This window comes from Psychrobacter sp. JCM 18900, from assembly GCF_904846625.1.
In the GTDB taxonomy this organism is placed as follows: Bacteria; Pseudomonadota; Gammaproteobacteria; order Pseudomonadales; family Moraxellaceae; genus Psychrobacter.
Genome location: NZ_CAJHBL010000007.1, coordinates 73,078 through 91,319, shown reverse-complemented (window position 1 = coordinate 91,319; position 18,242 = coordinate 73,078). Strand labels below are relative to the sequence as shown.

At 43.8% G+C, this 18,242-nt stretch carries 19 protein-coding genes and 1 tRNA gene; 8 read left to right on the top strand and 12 right to left on the bottom strand.

Going from position 1 to position 18,242, the window contains the following annotated elements:
• Positions 1-9 precede the first annotated feature (9 nt).
• The 9 genes from rplW to JMX96_RS12460 form a co-directional block, all read right to left on the bottom strand.
• The gene (gene rplW, locus JMX96_RS12500) at positions 10-360 is read right to left on the bottom strand and encodes a 50S ribosomal protein L23 (protein WP_057758700.1); all 351 of its coding nucleotides are present in this window, start codon (positions 358-360) and stop codon (positions 10-12) included.
• Positions 357-959 (bottom strand): 50S ribosomal protein L4, encoded by a 603-nt coding sequence (gene rplD / locus JMX96_RS12495; RefSeq protein ID WP_057758698.1) that lies wholly within the window; start codon positions 957-959, stop codon positions 357-359. Before rplD ends, rplW begins: the two co-directional genes overlap by 4 nt.
• Positions 960-973: 14 nt before the next feature.
• Positions 974-1,612: a 50S ribosomal protein L3 gene (gene rplC, locus JMX96_RS12490; protein WP_057758696.1), complete on the bottom strand. Its 639-nt coding sequence runs from the start codon at positions 1,610-1,612 to the stop codon at positions 974-976.
• Between the two features lie 49 nt (positions 1,613-1,661).
• Positions 1,662-1,973, bottom strand: a complete 312-nt coding sequence (gene rpsJ / locus JMX96_RS12485) for a 30S ribosomal protein S10 (RefSeq protein ID WP_010196670.1) — start codon at positions 1,971-1,973, stop codon at positions 1,662-1,664.
• A 410-nt stretch (positions 1,974-2,383) separates the two neighbouring features.
• The gene (locus JMX96_RS12480) at positions 2,384-3,982 is read right to left on the bottom strand and encodes an Rne/Rng family ribonuclease (RefSeq protein ID WP_201569449.1); all 1,599 of its coding nucleotides are present in this window, start codon (positions 3,980-3,982) and stop codon (positions 2,384-2,386) included.
• 120 nt (positions 3,983-4,102) lie between these two features.
• Positions 4,103-4,786, bottom strand: coding sequence for a Maf family protein (locus JMX96_RS12475; protein WP_201569447.1), 684 nt, complete (start codon positions 4,784-4,786; stop codon positions 4,103-4,105).
• 104 nt (positions 4,787-4,890) lie between these two features.
• Positions 4,891-5,376, bottom strand: coding sequence for a rod shape-determining protein MreD (gene mreD, locus JMX96_RS12470; RefSeq protein ID WP_201569445.1), 486 nt, complete (start codon positions 5,374-5,376; stop codon positions 4,891-4,893).
• A gap of 141 nt (positions 5,377-5,517) precedes the next feature.
• On the bottom strand, positions 5,518-6,378 hold the full coding sequence (mreC, locus tag JMX96_RS12465; protein ID WP_201569443.1) for a rod shape-determining protein MreC: 861 nt from the start codon (positions 6,376-6,378) through the stop codon (positions 5,518-5,520).
• A 313-nt stretch (positions 6,379-6,691) separates the two neighbouring features.
• The gene (locus JMX96_RS12460) at positions 6,692-7,720 is read right to left on the bottom strand and encodes a rod shape-determining protein (RefSeq protein WP_082624553.1); all 1,029 of its coding nucleotides are present in this window, start codon (positions 7,718-7,720) and stop codon (positions 6,692-6,694) included.
• Between the two features lie 34 nt (positions 7,721-7,754).
• Here JMX96_RS12460 and JMX96_RS13705 point away from each other — a divergent pair, with 34 nt between their 5' ends.
• From JMX96_RS13705 to JMX96_RS12425, 8 genes are all read left to right on the top strand, one after another.
• Complete coding sequence (locus JMX96_RS13705; RefSeq protein ID WP_261863515.1) at positions 7,755-7,883, top strand: hypothetical protein; 129 nt, start codon at positions 7,755-7,757, stop codon at positions 7,881-7,883.
• Between the two features lie 528 nt (positions 7,884-8,411).
• A complete protein-coding gene (gene gatC / locus JMX96_RS12455; protein WP_201569441.1) occupies positions 8,412-8,726 on the top strand; it encodes an Asp-tRNA(Asn)/Glu-tRNA(Gln) amidotransferase subunit GatC in 315 nt (104 codons plus the stop codon).
• Between the two features lie 81 nt (positions 8,727-8,807).
• On the top strand, positions 8,808-10,304 hold the full coding sequence (gene gatA, locus JMX96_RS12450) for an Asp-tRNA(Asn)/Glu-tRNA(Gln) amidotransferase subunit GatA (RefSeq protein WP_201569439.1): 1,497 nt from the start codon (positions 8,808-8,810) through the stop codon (positions 10,302-10,304).
• Complete coding sequence (gene gatB / locus JMX96_RS12445; protein ID WP_102092404.1) at positions 10,304-11,830, top strand: Asp-tRNA(Asn)/Glu-tRNA(Gln) amidotransferase subunit GatB; 1,527 nt, start codon at positions 10,304-10,306, stop codon at positions 11,828-11,830. Before gatA ends, gatB begins: the two co-directional genes overlap by 1 nt.
• 114 nt (positions 11,831-11,944) lie before the next feature.
• Positions 11,945-12,021, top strand: a tRNA-Pro gene (locus JMX96_RS12440).
• Positions 12,022-12,167: 146 nt separating this feature from the next.
• Complete coding sequence (locus JMX96_RS12435; protein WP_201569437.1) at positions 12,168-13,019, top strand: hypothetical protein; 852 nt, start codon at positions 12,168-12,170, stop codon at positions 13,017-13,019.
• Positions 13,020-13,122: 103 nt separating this feature from the next.
• Positions 13,123-13,290, top strand: coding sequence for a hypothetical protein (locus tag JMX96_RS12430; protein WP_201569435.1), 168 nt, complete (start codon positions 13,123-13,125; stop codon positions 13,288-13,290).
• Between the two features lie 102 nt (positions 13,291-13,392).
• The gene (locus tag JMX96_RS12425; RefSeq protein ID WP_201569433.1) at positions 13,393-14,370 is read left to right on the top strand and encodes a DUF1853 family protein; all 978 of its coding nucleotides are present in this window, start codon (positions 13,393-13,395) and stop codon (positions 14,368-14,370) included.
• Positions 14,371-14,451: 81 nt separating this feature from the next.
• Here the strand turns inward: JMX96_RS12425 and JMX96_RS12420 are convergent, their stop codons facing one another.
• The 3 genes from JMX96_RS12420 to folC form a co-directional block, all read right to left on the bottom strand.
• Positions 14,452-14,994 carry a DUF2726 domain-containing protein gene (locus tag JMX96_RS12420; protein ID WP_057758628.1) on the bottom strand — a complete coding sequence of 181 codons (543 nt, stop codon included), beginning with the start codon at positions 14,992-14,994 and terminating at the stop codon, positions 14,452-14,454.
• A 251-nt stretch (positions 14,995-15,245) separates the two neighbouring features.
• Complete coding sequence (locus JMX96_RS12415) at positions 15,246-16,451, bottom strand: SPOR and LysM peptidoglycan-binding domain-containing protein (RefSeq protein ID WP_201569431.1); 1,206 nt, start codon at positions 16,449-16,451, stop codon at positions 15,246-15,248.
• Positions 16,452-16,706: 255 nt separating this feature from the next.
• Positions 16,707-18,083 carry a bifunctional tetrahydrofolate synthase/dihydrofolate synthase gene (folC, locus tag JMX96_RS12410; protein ID WP_201569429.1) on the bottom strand — a complete coding sequence of 459 codons (1,377 nt, stop codon included), beginning with the start codon at positions 18,081-18,083 and terminating at the stop codon, positions 16,707-16,709.
• Between the last annotated feature and the right edge of the window lie 159 nt (positions 18,084-18,242).

Below are 18,242 nucleotides of genomic sequence, written 5' to 3'. Positions count from 1 at the left end.
GTGTAATCCTTATTCGTTATTCGCTGTTTCACTAGTAGAATCAGTAGTATTCGCTACTTCTTCACCAGCATCAGCCATTTGTACATCTTGACCAGCTTTTAAGGTAACATAGGCTTTTTTGTAGTCGTTACGACGGCCGATGCTTTTACCAAAACGCTTTGTCTTACCTTTAACATTCAAAGTGTTTACTTTAGTAACTTCAACACCTTCAAACATCAACTCAACTGCTTTCTTGACTTCAAGCTTAGTAGCATTAGAATCAATTTTAAATACCTGCACACCAAGTGAGTCGCCAAGCATTTGAGATTTTTCTGAGAATACAGGCCCTCTTAAGACCTGATAAAGTCTTGCGTTATTCATGCTAGTGCTTCCTCAAATTGTTTCGCAGCTTCAACTGACATGATCACTTTATCAAATGCGATCAAGCTCACTGGGTCCACTTCATTTGTACCAAGTACATTGACATGTGGAATGTTGCGAGCAGCTAAGTATAAGTTTTCATCAACTTCTTTAGTAACGATTAGTGCACGAGGTGCATTCAAATCGTTTAACTTAGCAATCAGTTCTTTGGTTTTCGGCCCAGAAACGCTCAACTCTTCTACCAAAATCAGACGCTCTTGACGAATCAATTCTGCTAGGATGCACTGCATCGCACCGCGATACATTTTACGGTTTACTTTCTGTGACCAATCTTGTGGTTTTGCAGCGAATGCACGACCACCTGAACGCCAGATTGGGCTACGAATAGAACCCGCACGAGCGCGACCAGTACCTTTTTGACGCCATGGCTTAATACCACCGCCAGAAACTTCGGCACGTGTTTTTTGTGCGCGTGTACCTTGGCGAGCACCAGCTAAATAAGCGGTGACGACTTGATGCACTAGTGCTTCGTTGAATTCACGACCAAATGCCGTATCAGAAAGCTCAACCGCCGCACCTGTAACTGTTTTTAAATCCACGTTAATCCCCTTGCTTAGGCTTTGACTGACGGACGTACGATAACATCGCCACCGGTGGCACCTGGGATAGCACCCTTGATGACAAGTAACCCTTTTTCGGCATCAACCGAAATCACTTCTAGGCCCTGAACGGTAACACGTTTGTTACCCATCTGACCCGCCATCTTCTTGCCTTTGAATACTTTACCTGGTGACTGGTTTTGACCAGTTGAACCATGCGCACGATGAGACACTGAGTTACCATGAGTAGCATCTTGCATACTAAAGTTGTGACGCTTAACAGGGCCTTGGAAACCTTTACCTTTGCTCTGTCCTGTCACATCAACCATCTGACCTTGTTCGAACAAGTCAGCTAGAATCTCGCCACCAATCTCACGACCTTCAAGATCGCTTTCGTTGGCACGGAATTCCCAAACACCACGGCCAGCTTTAACACCAGCTTTAGCGAAGTGACCCTTTTGTGCAGCTGTTACGCGGCTGTCACGACGAGTACCTGTGGTAATTTGGATGGCTTGATAACCATCTACATCAGTATTTTTTACTTGAGTAATGCGGTTTGCATCGACCTCAACAACTGTTACAGGGATAGATGCGCCTGTTTCAGTGAAGACACGGGTCATGCCGCACTTTTTACCGACTAAACCGATCGCCATTTTAGACCTCTTTATATCTTATATTAATGGGTTGGGTGTTTAATGTGCATTAACCCAAAGCAATTTGAACGTCAACACCCGCCGCTAAATCTAATTTCATTAGCGCATCCACAGTTTTGTCAGTTGGCTGAACGATATCAACCATACGCTTATGAGTACGGATTTCGTACTGGTCACGAGCGTCTTTGTTAACGTGTGGTGAGGTTAGAACGTTGAAGCGCTCAATGCGAGTCGGCAACGGTACAGGACCACAAACTTGCGCACCGGTGCGCTTTGCAGTATCAACAATCTCTTGTGCAGATTGATCAATCAGACGATGATCAAAAGACTTAAGACGGATACGGATTCTCTGGTTAGCCATGCCAGCAAGCTCCTAATATGTGCCTTTGTCATTCTTGCGTCGCAAGACCATGATCAAAAGCAGTTTGGTTAAATATTCACTTAAAGCGGCCTTCTGTTCTTAACCAGAATGAGTTCTTTATCCGAACTTATAGCGTGCCAAAAGCAAAATAGTTTAAAGCCCCGCCAACCCTCCTATCAAATGGAAAGTAGCAAAGGCATAATGAAATAGTGCTAGAAACGATGCTCTAGCTGTCATAGCGCCAGCTTTTTTTATTCAGCTGCGCATATATAATTCAGTGGTGTATATTATACATAGTATTTTAGGTATTGCAAGAGCAATCTCTAGTGTGATTAGAGATGTTCATTCTTAGACTAATCTTCAGCCACATAAATACTTTCATCTAGAACTATCATTTGTTTTGAATAAAATTAATCTAAAACAATATCATACTGCTCTTGGGTATATAGATTCTCTACATCAAAAGTAATCACCCTACCTAGTAGATACTCTAAATCAGCTACTGTGTCTGACTCTGTTGTAAGCAGTAAATCAATGACTGCCGCATGAGCCACCACTGTGAATTTTTTGGGAGAATTATAAGTGCGAGCGCAGCGCATAATTTCTCGGAAAATCTCAAAACAGACCGTCTCTGCCGTCTTGACGAACCCACGACCTTGACAAGTTGAGCACGGCTCACAAAGCTGCTGGCCCAACGATTCACGCGTGCGCTTGCGTGTCATCTCTACTAGTCCAAGCTCACTGACCTGCGTAATCTTGGTTTTTGCATAATCTTGAGTAAGCTGCGCCTGCAAGCTCTCTAGCACGTCATCTTTATGCTGTTGCTCAAGCATATCGATAAAATCTAGAATAATAATGCCGCCTAGATTACGTAAGCGCAACTGTCGAGCGATAGCATGTGTGGCTTCTAGATTAGTCTTATAAACTGTATCCTCTAATGAGCGACCGCCCACAAAAGAACCTGTATTAACATCAATCGTCGTCATGGCTTCGGTCTGATCAATAATCAGATAACCGCCAGACTTGAGATCGACACGGCGCTTTAGTGCATCACGTAAGTCATCCTCGACACGGTGTACATCGAATAACGACTGCTCAGCGGTGTAGTGCACGATTCGATCATAAACGAATGGAACAAACTCTTTGGCAAAGTATCTGACTTGCTCATAAATTTGCGTATTATCAATGATAACTTTTTCGGTATCAGCGTGAACCAAGTCACGTATAGAACGTAATGGTAGTGACAGTTCTTGATAAATCAGCTCTGAGCTCTGATGATGATTAATCTCTTGGCGACGAGCACAGATGGTACGCCATAGCTGCAATAAATAATAGATGTCCTCTTCTAGCTTATCGACGGGCACACGCTCAGCAGCGGTACGGGCAATAAGACCACCCTTGAGATTGACCGTCTGCATCAGGCTACTAAGTTCGGTCTTTAATCGGCTACGCTCTTCTTCACCATCGATACGCTGCGATATACCAATATGATCACTCGATGGCAAATATACTAGATAACGTGATGGCAGTGAGATGTTGGTCGTTAGACGAGCACCTTTGCTCCCTAACTGATCTTTGGTTACCTGTACCAAAATACGCTGACTTTCATGCAGACGATGCTGAATCAATGTTTTAGACGCTGGTACGATCTCTGTACTTTGCGCACTGACAATAGGCGGTGTCACAGCCAAGCTATCAGCAGCATTGGTAGTCGCATCGTCCTCATTTATCTCGTGCTTAGTGGCCTTAGTAGCTTTGTTTTTTTCTGCAACGGGACGAGGTTCACGCTGCATATCGTTGACATGTAGAAATGCGGTCCGTGATTGACCAATATCTACGAAGGCTGCCTGCATACCAGGAAGGACACGTACGACCGTCCCCAGATAGATATTGCCGACTAACCCCAGTTTGTGATGTCGTTCAATATAAATCTCGCCCAAAATACCATTGTCTAAAACCGCAACACGGGATTCCATTGGACTAATATTAATCAGCAGCTCTTCGGACATAGTTTTTTCTCTTATCTCTCAGCTTTCTTATTAGACGGTCATCGTCTATTAGATTGACAGTGTAACAAATGCGACTTGCTCTTGCCCATTACCCTACCGTGTCGTTATGTGCATATCTCATTATAACGGGTTGACTGTGTCCACACTCCCTTCTGTCATTTCTTTGATTAGTGCCAGCGTTTGTGCCAGTGGCAGACCAACGACATTGGTATAGCTGCCGTTGATACGACTGACCCACGCAGCACCCAGTCCTTGAATACCATATCCACCCGCTTTATCAGCGGGTTCGCCACTATCCCAATAATCGCTCATCATCTGTGTCGTCAGTGGTATAAAAGTCACTTCCGTACGTTCAGTGATTCGATGCTGATTAATAACTTGCAAGCACTGTGTAGGTTCTGAGGGACTTCGTTCTGCTGTAGGCAATAGCTGTACTTGAGTCGCTTGGACTGCAGTCCATACTTCGTGGACGTTATCAGACATACGCTGCCACATACTATATGCGTGCTCACGATCGACGGGTTTGACCAATACTGTCTTACCATCCGACAGCACACCAATGGTATCAGAAGTCAAAATAATAAACGGTGATGTAAGACTATCGTGATTTGCTTGAGATGTGTCGCTTAATTGTTGTATCGCGGCATCGGCTTTGGTTGCGACCATGCGTTCGATATAGTCTGTTGGCGACTCATTATCCAACGGCGTCTCATCAATATCCACGCTCAAGATAGTAAAGTTTAGTTGCGCTCTTTCTAGTAGCTCACGACGACGCGGAGAGCCAGATGCCAAAACGATATCCATCGATATTCTCTTCATTTATAAATTTATGATGTGTGTGGTCATACAGTATTATGGACAGAACAAGCTAAGCTGTTAATCAGAGTAACAGCTTAGCTAGTGACTCATTAACGCGAAAACTTGCGTAAAGCAAACAGTACGAGTGGCCAGCTGATGATACTCATAAACAATGACAGAGCCGACTGGGCGACAAAGACGTTTTGAATAAACATCTGTAGTATCCATAGATTTAACTGAAAGACAATCAACCCTAGACTAGCAATCAGCCACGCGCTAATTGTGTTCAACTGTCTGACATAGATACTGGTAATTTTGATAACCAGTGCAACCACAACAGCGGCGAAAGCTTGCTGTCCTAAATGGGTATCCATCAATAAATCAGCAATTAGCCCAACCGTAAATGCGGTAAAAATGCCGACATAGCGCGGCTGAAACAGTAACCAATAGATCAGCACCATGATCATGACCATGGGACGCAGTGTGGCCATACTTGGACTTAATGGATAGACATTGAGTGATGATGCAGCGATGAAACTTAGAACAATCACAACTATCAATAGTATCGTGGCATTCTCAGAATCAGGATACGACATGGATACTTACCTTAGCGAGTGTTTGATGGTTGCGGTGATATTGTTGATTGGATATTGGCAAGGTGAATACCATAAATGGAAAGCTTTAAAACGTTAATAAACCAGCTAGTTAGCCGTAAATACTGTGGCTTACGTCATTATCTACGGGGCACTAGCAGTAGCATTGTTCTCATTTAACAGCTTGTCTTGAAGTATTAGTACATAGGCATTGTCAATAAAGTTAGCTGCTGGAGTAACTTCGATCGTTCTAAAGTTGTCGGTTTGCTCATCTTTGACATGCGCGATACGCCCTACTCGATAGCCTGCCGGAATACGACCGCCCAATCCTGACGACACTAGCTCATCACCTACTCGCACATCCGATGTTTTGAAGACGTAATTGAGACTTAATGAAGATGGGATACCTTGGCCTGTGACGATAGCACGCTGACCAGTACGCTTGACAGTGACCGCAACTGACTGCTGCTCATCTGTAATCAACAACAAACGGCTAGTATTGGGATAAACATTGATAATCTGTCCTAATACACCGTCTTCATCGATGACCGTTTGCCCAACTTGTACGCCATCTTGCTCACCTTTATTAAGCACGACAATCTGTCTGAGCAAATTGGTATCTGTACCGATGACTTGTGCCAAATTAAGATCGAACTGCTCAGGCTTGGTGGTAGATAAAATACCTTGTAGGCGTGCGTTCTGCGCCAAAATATAATCTTGCTGTTGTAGTTTGGCATGCGCATGTATCAATTGCGACTTTAGCTGCATGTTTTCGCGTCGCAATGCTTCTTTTGACTGCAGGCTGCCACCAGCCCAATGCTTTGCATAGCTTGGCAATAGAGACAGCTCATAGATTGGCTGCATGGCGGCATGACTGGTGCTACGTACAGGCTTGAACCAATCAGAGTTTTTGCTATCAAACCACATCAAAATTAAGGCTGCTATCAATACGATAACAGTCTTACGAAGTGATAACGGCTGGCGCGCAAAAATACTTGGAGTCATAAGTCGTCTGATTTAAGGATTCTAAAATAAACAATAGCACTTATTTACAGCATGAGTGTTTATCGAGGATATTGGGTTCTAGCACAAATGAATGCAATTAAAGGTAGCACAATCGGCTACCTTTAATTTTATATATAGTCAATTTTCTATAAATTAGATACGGTGTCAGTCGCGCTCAGCCTAATACTTGTAGTACTTTCGCTCGGCTTTCCTGTATCCAAATTATATTGAACCGACTATATTTATAGTTTCATCATTCACATAAATCATCATATATTGCCAAGACTATATAGCAATTAAGGATAAAGATGACTTAAACAAAAATCATGTTTAAACTTTTGTTATTGATGAAATCAAGCGCGATACCACCGCCACGACTAACGCAGGTTAATGGATCTTCTGCTACCGTCACTGGCAAACCGGTCTCTTGTGAGATAAGTTTGTCTAAGTCACGTAATAGCGCGCCGCCACCTGTCAATACAATGCCACGCTCAGCGATATCTGATGATAACTCTGGAGGAGTCTGCTCAAGCGCTACTTTTACAGCGCTAACAATACCGCTCAATGGATCAGTCAACGCTTTTTGCACTTCTTCTGAATTGACAGTAAAGGTCTTTGGCACACCTTCTGCCATGCTACGACCACGAACTTCTACTTCTAGTTGGCTGTCTTCATTCAATGCAGAACCGACTTCTTTTTTGATGCGCTCAGCAGTCGTCTCACCGATGACACAACCATGCGTACGGCGTACATGAGTGATGATCGCTTCATCAAACATATCGCCACCGATACGAATCGACTCAGCGTACACACAACCAGATAGTGCGATAACAGCAATCTCAGTTGTACCACCACCGATATCCACCACCATAGAACCACTGGCTTCATGAACTGGCATACCAGCACCGATAGCCGCAGCCATCGGCTCTTCTAGCAATAGTACTTTGCTCGCACCTGCTGATGATACTGCCTCACGAATCGCCTTGCGCTCAACTAGAGTAGACTTACATGGTACACAAACCACGACGTTAGGCTGTGCCATAAAACGCTTGGCTTTTACTTTAGCGATAAAGTGCTTAAGCATTTTTTGCGTCACTTCAAAATCAGCAATCACACCGTCTTTTAATGGGCGAATCGCTGTGATGTTCGCAGGCGTACGACCTAGCATCTGCTTGGCATCGATACCAACAGCGGCGACGGTCGGGTTCTGAGTACGATTGCTTCGTAACGCGACCACCGTAGGCTCGTCAAGCACGACGCCTTTATTAGGAATAAAAATTAGGGTGTTCGCAGTACCGAGGTCGATAGCGATATTATTTGATAAAAATCCAAACAGGTTCATGACTAATATATCCAGCGTCTTACGAATGAGGCGAATGAGATTGACTGAGGTGTTACTCGTCAGTATTGAGCAGGTCGTCGTTAAACATTACTTGTGGCAACAGTTAATCATCCCAACAAGTCAAAATCCAAACAATAATGATGAAATGAAAAAACTGAGCTAAATTATACCGATTTAGCTCAAAAAAAACATAGATATTTGCATCAGTAAGTAAGGATTTTTGTCTTAGACGCCAAAAGTTGTTACAAAGTTTGAAATAGTAGTGAATATCATTCAACTCAATGAAACATCATTTAATCTGATAACTAACAAGGCTCTACAGGCAGATGAATGTTTTGCTTAATAGCAGATGCATACTGTAACGTATTTTAGAAGCTAATTGGAGAGCAATTAAGGAACAATGATGAATTAGGGGGTCAGTTTTGCAATTCTCTGTAAATCATTGTGTCTTAATTGGCATTATGGCTCGGCTAGCACTATATCTTATTTAATATTACGTCTTTATCAATTCAGCCTCTTGGTTGAGATTGTGCATCAATCAAGTGTCATGCTCTGTAAACTTGAGTCAGATGCTTTATAATAAGCCCACTTACTATTTGTTTGTATTTTAGTTGTTTCTATTTTAGCGCTTACGTATTTTCGTTTTCGTAATCAACTACTCTAACAAAAACTGTCCTTAACTGGAGAAACTATGTCTCAGCAGCCAACAACGTCTGACAGCAACGTCAGCCGTGAAGAAATCCTAGAAGTTGCCAACCTTGCCCGCTTAGGTGTCGATGAAAGTACAGCCGATAGCTATGCTGATGATATCAGTAAAGTATTAAAACTGATGAATACGCTATCTAACGTTGATACGACAGACATCAAGCCACTAGCCAATATCCATGAAGCTTGCCAAGAGCTGCGTGCTGATGTAGCAAAACACGACATCAATCGTGAGCGTAATCAGTCAGTCGCGCCTGCTGTAGAAGAAGGCTTATATCTAGTGCCTCAGGTGATTGAATAATAATGGCTGAGTAATACAATCACGCATTTGCCATTATCTCATTTTATTTTATGCTATTAACATTTTGACGGACGACACCTTATGTCTGAACTTCATTTATTAAGTACCGAGCAGCTCATCACTGGCTTGCAAAACAAACAATTTAGCAGCGCAGAATTAACCGAGCATTACATCAAGCGTATCGATGCGCTAGACAGCAAGATCAATAGCTTTATCACTCATACTTCTGAGACAGCACGCGCACAAGCAAAAGCGGCAGACGAGATGCGTGCTCAGGGCGATCAGCGTCCGCTACTTGGCGTACCAATGGCGCACAAAGATATCTTTTGTACCCAAGGCGTACTGACCACTTGTGGCTCTAAGATGCTACATAACTTCATCTCACCTTATAGTGCTACTATCGTCTCTAACATCGACAAAGCAGGCATGATTAGCTTAGGTAAGCTCAATATGGATGAGTTTGCGATGGGCTCAGACAACAGTAGCTCTTACTACGGTACGGTACAGAACCCTTGGAACCTAGAGCGCGTCCCTGGTGGCTCGTCAGGTGGTAGTGCTGCCGCCGTTGCCGCTGGTTTTGTCCCTGTTGCTACTGGTAGTGATACGGGTGGCTCCATTCGCCAGCCTGCTTCATTTTGTGGTCTAACGGGTATCAAACCTACTTATGGCCGTGTGTCACGTTTTGGTATGATTGCCTATGCTTCAAGTTTGGATCAAGCAGGTAGCATGGGACGCAGCGCCAAAGATTGCGCTTATCTACTCCAGCCAATGATTGGTCATGATCCGCGCGATGCAACTTCTATCAAATACGAAATGCCTGACTACGTACAAGACATCAATGATGCAGAAGCTGCTGCTGGTGATAAGCCATTTGCTGGCTTGCGTATTGGTGTGGCCAAAGAATACTTTGGTGCAGGGCTTGATAGCGAAGTCGAGCAAGCAGCACGTGCTGCGCTCAAAAAATACGAAGAGCTGGGCGCAACGATTGTAGAAGTGAACATCACTGATCCTGAAATCACGCTTGCCACTTACTATATGCTAGCGCCTGCTGAAGCATCTTCGAACCTATCACGCTTCGATGGCGTACGTTTTGGCTATCGCTGTGAGAATCCAACGGATCTTATCGATCTATACACACGCTCACGCTCTGAAGGCTTTGGCCCTGAAGTACAGCGCCGTATCTTGACAGGAACGTATGCGCTATCGGCTGGCTACTTTGATGCTTACTATACTAAAGCACAGAAGATTCGCCGCTTAATCGTTAAAGACTTCGACGAAGCATTTGCTAGCTGTGATGTGATTGCTAGCCCAACTGCACCGACTGCGGCTTATAAGCTCAGTGAAGACCTAGATCCTGCAACGATGTATTTGGGTGACGTCTATACCATCGCGGTCAACCTAGCGGGTCTACCTGCCCTCAGTCAGCCAGTTGGTTTGACGACAGAAGGCCTACCTATTGGCTTGCAATTAATCGGTAAGCACTGGCAAGAGAGTCAACTGCTCACGACTGCGCACCTGTTCCAGCAGCATACCGACCATCACCTACAACACTCTACCATCGCAAAGGAGACGGTATAATGAGTACAGCTACTACTGATAACAATGCCGTCCGTGAACACGCCGTGCGTAAAGAGCTATTTGTCGATGGCTATGAAGTGGTCATCGGTATCGAGATTCACTGCCAGCTAAATACGGAAAGTAAGATTTTCTCAAGTGCGCCGACTGATTTCGGTCATGAGCCAAACAGTCAAGCAAGTATCGTCGATCTAGGTTTGCCTGGCGTATTGCCAGTGCTAAATGCTGGCGTGGTCGATCGTGCGCTAAAATTCGGTATCGGTGTCAATGCTGAGCTGGGCCTGTTTAATACGTTTGACCGTAAAAACTACTTCTACCCTGATTTGCCTAAAGGCTATCAAATCACCCAGATGGCCAATCCTATCGTTGGTGAAGGCTATATCGATGTCGTCGTCAACGAAGGCGAAAAGAATGAATATCCGAAACGTATGGGTATCACTCGCGCGCATTTAGAAGAAGATGCAGGTAAATCTGTACATGACGCAGTCGACGGTATGACTGGCGTGGATTTGAACCGTGCTGGTACGCCACTAATCGAAATCGTCTCTGAGCCAGACATGCGCTCTGCTCACGAAGCACTTGCCTACATCAAAGCCATCCATCAGCTAGTTACTTGGCTAGGTATCTCAGACGCAGTAATGGCCGAAGGCTCATTCCGCTGTGACTGTAACGTCTCTGTGCGCAAGCCAGGCGCTGATCTTGGTACACGTACTGAGCTAAAGAACCTAAACTCGTTCCGCTTTATCGAGCGTGCTATCAATCGTGAAATCGAACGTCAAATCGATATCCTAGAAGATGGTGGCAAAGTTGTACAAGCAACGATGCTATATGATCCAGAGCGTGATGAAACGCGTACCATGCGTACCAAAGAAGACGCCAATGACTATCGCTACTTCCCTGATCCTGACCTGCTACCTGTCCGTATCGAGCAGCATACGGTTGATGCGATCAAAGCAGCGATGCCAGAGCTACCAGTTGCTCGTCGCGCACGCTTTGAAGAAGCGCTTGGTTTGTCAGAATATGACGCTCGTATCTTGACTGGTAGTCGTCAAATTGCTGACTACTTCGAAGATGTGGTGGCTGAAATCGGTCAGCAAGATGCCAAAATGGCTGGCAACTGGGTAATGGGCGACTTGCTTGGCGCCCTGAACAAAGATGACACCGACATCATCGACTCTCCTATCAGCGCCAAACAATTGGCTGGCATGCTCAAGCGTATCAAAGATGACACACTATCTGGCAAACTGGCCAAGAAAGTCTTTAGTGCTCTATATGAGCGAGAAGGCGGCGATGGCGATGATGCAGCAGATAAAATCATCAAAGACAAAGGCCTTAAGCAAGAAACCGATACTGGCGCTATCAAAGCAATGGTAGAAGAAGTCATCGCAAAAAATGAAGCGATGGTCGAAGAGTATCGCGGTGGTAAAGAAAAAGCCTTTAACGGTCTGGTCGGTCAGGTCATGAAAGCCAGTCGCGGTAGTGCGAACCCACAGCAAGTGAACCAAATTCTAAAAGAATTATTGGGCTAACATTGGCTGCTAAGCGATTATACTGACTATGCTCGGCAGAATAATATTGTAGATTTTGGCTGCTATAAATAGCCCTTGCAATATACATAATTTTGCGTAAAATAGTCAGTCACTCGGGGCGTAGCGCAGTCTGGTAGCGCACTACACTGGGGGTGTAGTGGTCGCAGGTTCAAATCCTGCCGTTCCGACCAAACATAGTAGTAAAGAAAAAAGCCAATCATTGTTTTCAATGGTTGGCTTTTTTTTGTGCTTTATAAAGCGAATTAGTAGCTACCTCTCAATATATAGATAAGTTAAACTCAAGCTATTTAGTATAATTTTTCGAAAGGCTTGAATTATGAATATTTTACCTAAAGACTTTCTGTCTGTTGAGGATGTAGCAAAGTATTTTGAGGAAGTTGGCTATACTTATGATTTAGACATGAAATACGAATCTCAAAGATTACTCTTAGATATTTACGACTTGATCAACCAAAGTAAAATTGCAGCTGTTTTTCATCACTATGGAAAGATATCAAAGGAAATTGAGCTTTTTGACATAGCTGAGGATAGTAGAGGTAACCCTATCAAAATTCCATTGTATAAAGAAAATAATACTATGACAGCTGACGGCTACTTTTATATTGAAAAAGAATACTTAAAAGACTTACTGTTAAATGAAATGGACGTTAAAGTAGATAGATATATTGGCAAATATGGAGAGACTGTTTCTATATCAGAAGGCGAAAATATATTTTACCATTTAGATGATATTGTTAAGATTTCTATAAGAGATGTTCGTATTCCTAGACGTGAGTTAGACGCATTATTTGAGGAAAGACTAAGTCATATGGGTAAAATAGGAAATCATAAGATATTGCAAGGTAGCCCTAAAACAGACAAGCAAATTATCGACGAGCTTCAAGCTCAAATAATAAAGCTCAACTCTGAGAAAGAGAATTTAACATTACAATCAGAACAACGAGTAAGCACTTCGCTCGATGACGAACCAATACATCATAAAAGCGTGGGTTCTATGCAAGTATTAGTGACCACACTTATTAAGATGGCTGAATATGACAAAGCAGACTTAACCGATCCTTATGGAGAACTTAATAAGCTTATTCAAGCTAAGGCTGAGGCGTTAGGACTCTCTGTTAAAAAAGACTTCATTGCAAAATGGCTAAAGAAAGCTGATGAGGTTCTATAGAACTCTGCCATTTTCTATATAGAACTATCGAATAACCTTACTTCATAAACTAGCAACCATAAGCCGCAGCAATCAAGTTACGGTAAATTATGGAGCTAGATACATGAAACAGAAAAATCATATCCCAACTAAGCCAAAACAAAAGCTATCTCAATATCAGCCTAAATGGCAACTCTCTCTACTTAAAGCGGTAGTTAGCATCCTATTACCCTACCTGCTATCACCGCCTGATATCAGTATTCATATCGATCACATTAATATTATGTTTTAGCGCTAAAAAACTGAGCACTACCCTAGCCGATACTTGTCATCTATAGACTTTTATAGAGCGAACCGTTAGGGTAAATGCTACACCTTCACACTGGTTTATCCTATGTCCGAGCCTGTCAATCAGCCCACATCTAACTGCCTCATAGATGATGCACCTTGGGAACGTTACCGCCGACCTTATGTGCGAGATTTAGCTTATGTACTGGCGTGCCCCAATGTTTTGACGCAGTGGCTAGACTTTGTACCGCATCAGAACACACATACCGTTGCCGTGCATAGCGCACAATTTTGGCAGACGCAGTTTGAGGCGTATAAGCAACGATTAGTAGAGCTAGACACCACTGCCGCCTATCAAGAGCTGACTCGCTATTTACTCAAACGCCCAAGTCCCAATCGACTGGGTTTCCATTTTGAAGGTTTACTGTCATTTTGGTTAGAGGATGGGTTTGTGCGCAAGCTGCATCCGTATGAGACACTGGCTAGCAATGTGCAGCTCTATAATGGTAAGCAGACGACTGGTGAGCTTGATTTGATTTTATATAACCATGCAGAACAGCTGGTTGAACATTGGGAGCTAGCCATTAAGTTTTTTATGGGGTCAGCACCTTTTGAACCTGTGAACTGGGTTGGAATCAATTCCAATGATAATCTACAGCGCAAAATGACACACATGCAAACCAAGCAGTTTCGAGCGGTGTGGGTAGATACAGAAAATCATGGACAGGTAAAAATCGATAAGCGTTATGGCGTGATTAAAGGCCGATTCTTTTTACCGATTAACACAACTGGTTGCGGTGATGATGACTGGCCATATTGGCTAACGCCGAGCTTTCCGATGCATGAGTGGTGTGATAAGAGAGACATGGCAAGTCTTGGGACGATTGACACTACAGATTTGCGAGCCGCGCATTATATTGAATGGTTCACCAAGCGCGACTTTTATGATGGGCGAACTGCTTATGATGGTTGGCAGCAGCCGATAGTTTGGTCAGATAGCGAACTACCTAAAGCAGGTTTATATTTTGAAGGTAATCGACCAATCGTTATTTACCCAAGGCAGTCAGACCAACTCGATGAATAAATTTAGCTAACCTACACTTTTAAAATGATGCTACTTAGATAATGTTTTAGCCTTAACAATCGGACAGCTTTCACAGAATGCTTAATAACTCTCAATCACTTGCATTAGCTCATATCTAAGCATATCGGCACTCGGCATACGCTCAGCGTGAAAGCGCACCATCGCAATACCTGCACTGGCAAGCGCCTTATCTTTTTTGTCATCTGCTTTTTGACGCGCTTTGCTACTATGCGTCCAGTCATCAAGCTCGATAGCGACCAATGTAGTCTGAGCATCGACATCCACAATCACATAGTCAACGCTCTGACGGCAAATACGATTGAACCAAAAGCTACGCTCTGATGTCTCGCTACTATTGGCTTCAATGATCCGTGACAGCTGTACTTGGACAAATATGTGATACTCCGGCAGCGCATTTTTTAATTTATTAAAAAATATCACTTCCGTATCGGTCATGATTGGCATCGGCGCAAATGGCCAAATAGCCAACTCATCACCGCGCACAGGTTTTGGATCAGGCTCAACGACAGGGCGCTTCGTCAGTAGTGTTGGTAGCAGCTTCGGTAACGTAATCAGCCCTAAAAACCCAACGGCCAATATTAAAAATATAACACCAAACGACATGGTTCTACCTTATACAATATGAGAGTGATGGGCTACTTGTCATTATTAATAGCAATGAACAATGCACCGACCACGACAAGGCAACCTATATAGGCTGACAGGTTATACAACAACGGATTATAAAAATGGCGCTCATCTTAACTAAGGCGGCGCCAATCAGCAATCTATAAAACAAAAAACACGACAGTATTTGTCGTGTTTTTATATAGAGTAGATAAAAGCCGAATCCAGACCGTTAGAAACGCTCTAGCTTAACGCCAGTAAAGCACCCAAGCGCTGGTCGTATTTACTTTAGGGTCACTATTAATTTTATCTTTTAGTGCCAATGCTGCGACTTTGCCGCGTTCAGGCCCAACCACGACACGTACTCCACGACTAGTCGCACTTGTCTTGACTTGATAACCTGCTGCTCGGAATTTTTTCGCTAACTCATCCGCTTTGGCTTGGTCATTTGCTAAAGCTACTTGCACTCCAAAGCTACCCTTAGCGTCTGTTTCTTTGACTTCTTTACGCGCTTCACTCAGTTTTTGCTGCGCTTCACGTTTTGCATCGGCAGATTTCTTCGCCAGCGCTTCTTCTTGCTGGCGCTTCTTCTCACGCGCTTGTTCGGCTGCCGCCGCTTCACGCTCTAAACGCTGTACCTGTTTGCTCGATGGGATGGTGATACTTTGACCCAGTTGTAGCGCTGCCGATGGAGATAGGTTGTTGGCTTGAGCCAATACTTCTACAGGCATGTTATATTGTCTTGCTAGCTTTATGAGTCCATCACCTTTCTTAATTTGGTATTCAGAAGGCGATTTTGGTGGCTCATTTTTAGCCGCTTCCGCTGCTTCTCTTTTTCTCTCAGCCGCTGCTTGGGCTTCAGCCTGCTTTTTTGCTTCGGCTAGTTTCTCTGCCTCCGCTTGTTTTTTGCTCTCAGCAAGTTTTTTGGCAGCCGCTTGCTCTTTGATAGCAGTTTGCCTTTGAGCTTCTTGTTGCTCTTGAGCCGCTTTTTGCTTCTCGGATTCACTAGACTTGGTAGTATCAGTAGTAGACTGACTCTCCGTACGAGGCTGAACCGTTAGATCTGTAGTAACGTCTTTTGTAGACTCGGTACTGCTGGTTTCATCAGTAGCTGGCGCACTATTATTGACATATTGCTGGCTCTCAGCACGTGCCTTAGCCAATGCTTCTGCTTCTGCAACTTCCTGCTCTGTCAAAAACTCTTTTGCACGTTTTTCTTGCTCTGCAACGCGGGCTGCACGTTCTTTTTGCTTTTGCGCAAGGATACGTTTTTCTGTCTCGATATCAGTTGTGAGCGGCTGCGGAGATTCTTGCTCCGAGCTTGATTTATCAACCATCGCTGACATCGGCTCTGGTTGGTCGCTATCGCCAATCTGTTGCACCATGGCGTATAGCATCACGCTACCGCCGATAATCATCCCAATGCCCAATAAGGCTTGTCTCGAAAAGTTCATCCGTTTACGTCTCTTAGTTGGTAATAAGGTTGATTGAGCGGCGCAGCGACTATCTCAAAGCAGTATATCAAATTGCTTTAATCATAATCTCTTACCGCCAGTTACTGTCAGTTAATGGCATCAGAGTTCAAAATTTGTGCCGACCATCTTCTACCAGTCTGGCAAATCATTTTGATTATAAAGCATATTTTTCATGCTGTCTGCTATCAGGCTACGACTAAGATTAACATTAAACAGGCACTACTTTAACTTAAATTATCGTACGCTAAGGGCACTTAACGCTTCCCCAATCGTATGAAACGAGCCACATACGACAATAAGGTCTTGCGGTTGGCTCGCCTCTATCACTGCATGGGTCGCTGTATGCAAACCTTCAAACTCATATATATTGGTGCTATCGACATATTTAACCAAAACACCTTGCAGCTGTTCAGTAGTCGCGGCACGAGGGTAATCAATCTCAGCGACAAACCAATCACTAATCGGTAAGCCTGCTTGTGTTAAGCGCTGCACAACCTTATCAATATCTTTATCACCTAACATAGAAAATAGCATTTTTATCTTTGGTGTAGGGATATCTGTTGAGCTATCTTGATTATTTTGCTTGGCTACGTGCTGCTGCCAAAATGGTAATAGCTGCGCTAATAAGAACTCAACGCCTTGCTCATTATGCGCCACATCAAATAACCAATGGCGGCTATGGCTCTCACGATAATCGAAACGACCTGCCAGTTTGACAGTTCGTAACGCTTGCTCAATGGCATTGATATCAATATCTAATGGACTTGCTAATACTGCTGATAATGCATTGGCCGTGTTAGTTAACGATAACGCAGGACGTGGTAACTGTAAGGTAACCGCCGCATTGCTGTATTGCCAAGTCGTTGAATCAATATCGCGGTAGCTAAAATCTTGTCCTATTTGATAGCAAGTTGCCTGCTGGGTATCGATGGATTTTTGCACACTGGCTGGCATCTCAGTAGCACCATAAATCAGAGGAATGCCGTTGCGCAAGATACCTGCTTTTTCGCGGCCAATATCCTCGACATTGTCACCCAACCAGTCAACGTGATCGATACCAATATTGGTAATAACTGCCATATCAGGATCAATAATATTGACCACATCTAGGCGTCCACCCAGTCCCACTTCTAATACCCACACGTCACAATCTGCCTCAGCGAATATCAATAGCGCTGCTAGTGTGGTCATCTCAAAGAACGACAATGTCAAATCGCACTGTAAGCGTGCTGCTTCTACTTTGCTAAAAGCCTCAATCAGCGTCTGGTCGCTGACCATCTCGCCATTGATACGTACACGCTCGTTGAAGGCACTAAGATGTGGCGACTGGTATAGCGCTGTCTTGTAGCCTGCGGCTTTACACATTTCGGCAATGACAGCAGTTGTAGAGCCTTTGCCATTGGTACCTGCCACAGTAAATACGTAAGCGTCATCTTTAGCTGACTGCACTACGCCTAACGCTTCTGCAACAGGCAATACACGTGACAATCCCATATCGATTGCAGACACATGAATCTGCTGCATATAATCGAGCCACTCAGTTAGGCTAGCACTTTCATTAGGACTATGGGCATTAGGGCTACGAAGGTCAGATGTTAAAAGGTCAGACATGAATAAAACCTATATAAAATTTAATAAGAGATAAAAATATATGTGTTAGCTAAAACCAAAAATAGCACTTACCGTGCAATGACGATAAATGCTATTAGGGGTCTTGCATATGCAGTAGATGTTAGCACGCAGCTAAGTCATTATGCACTCAATAAATGA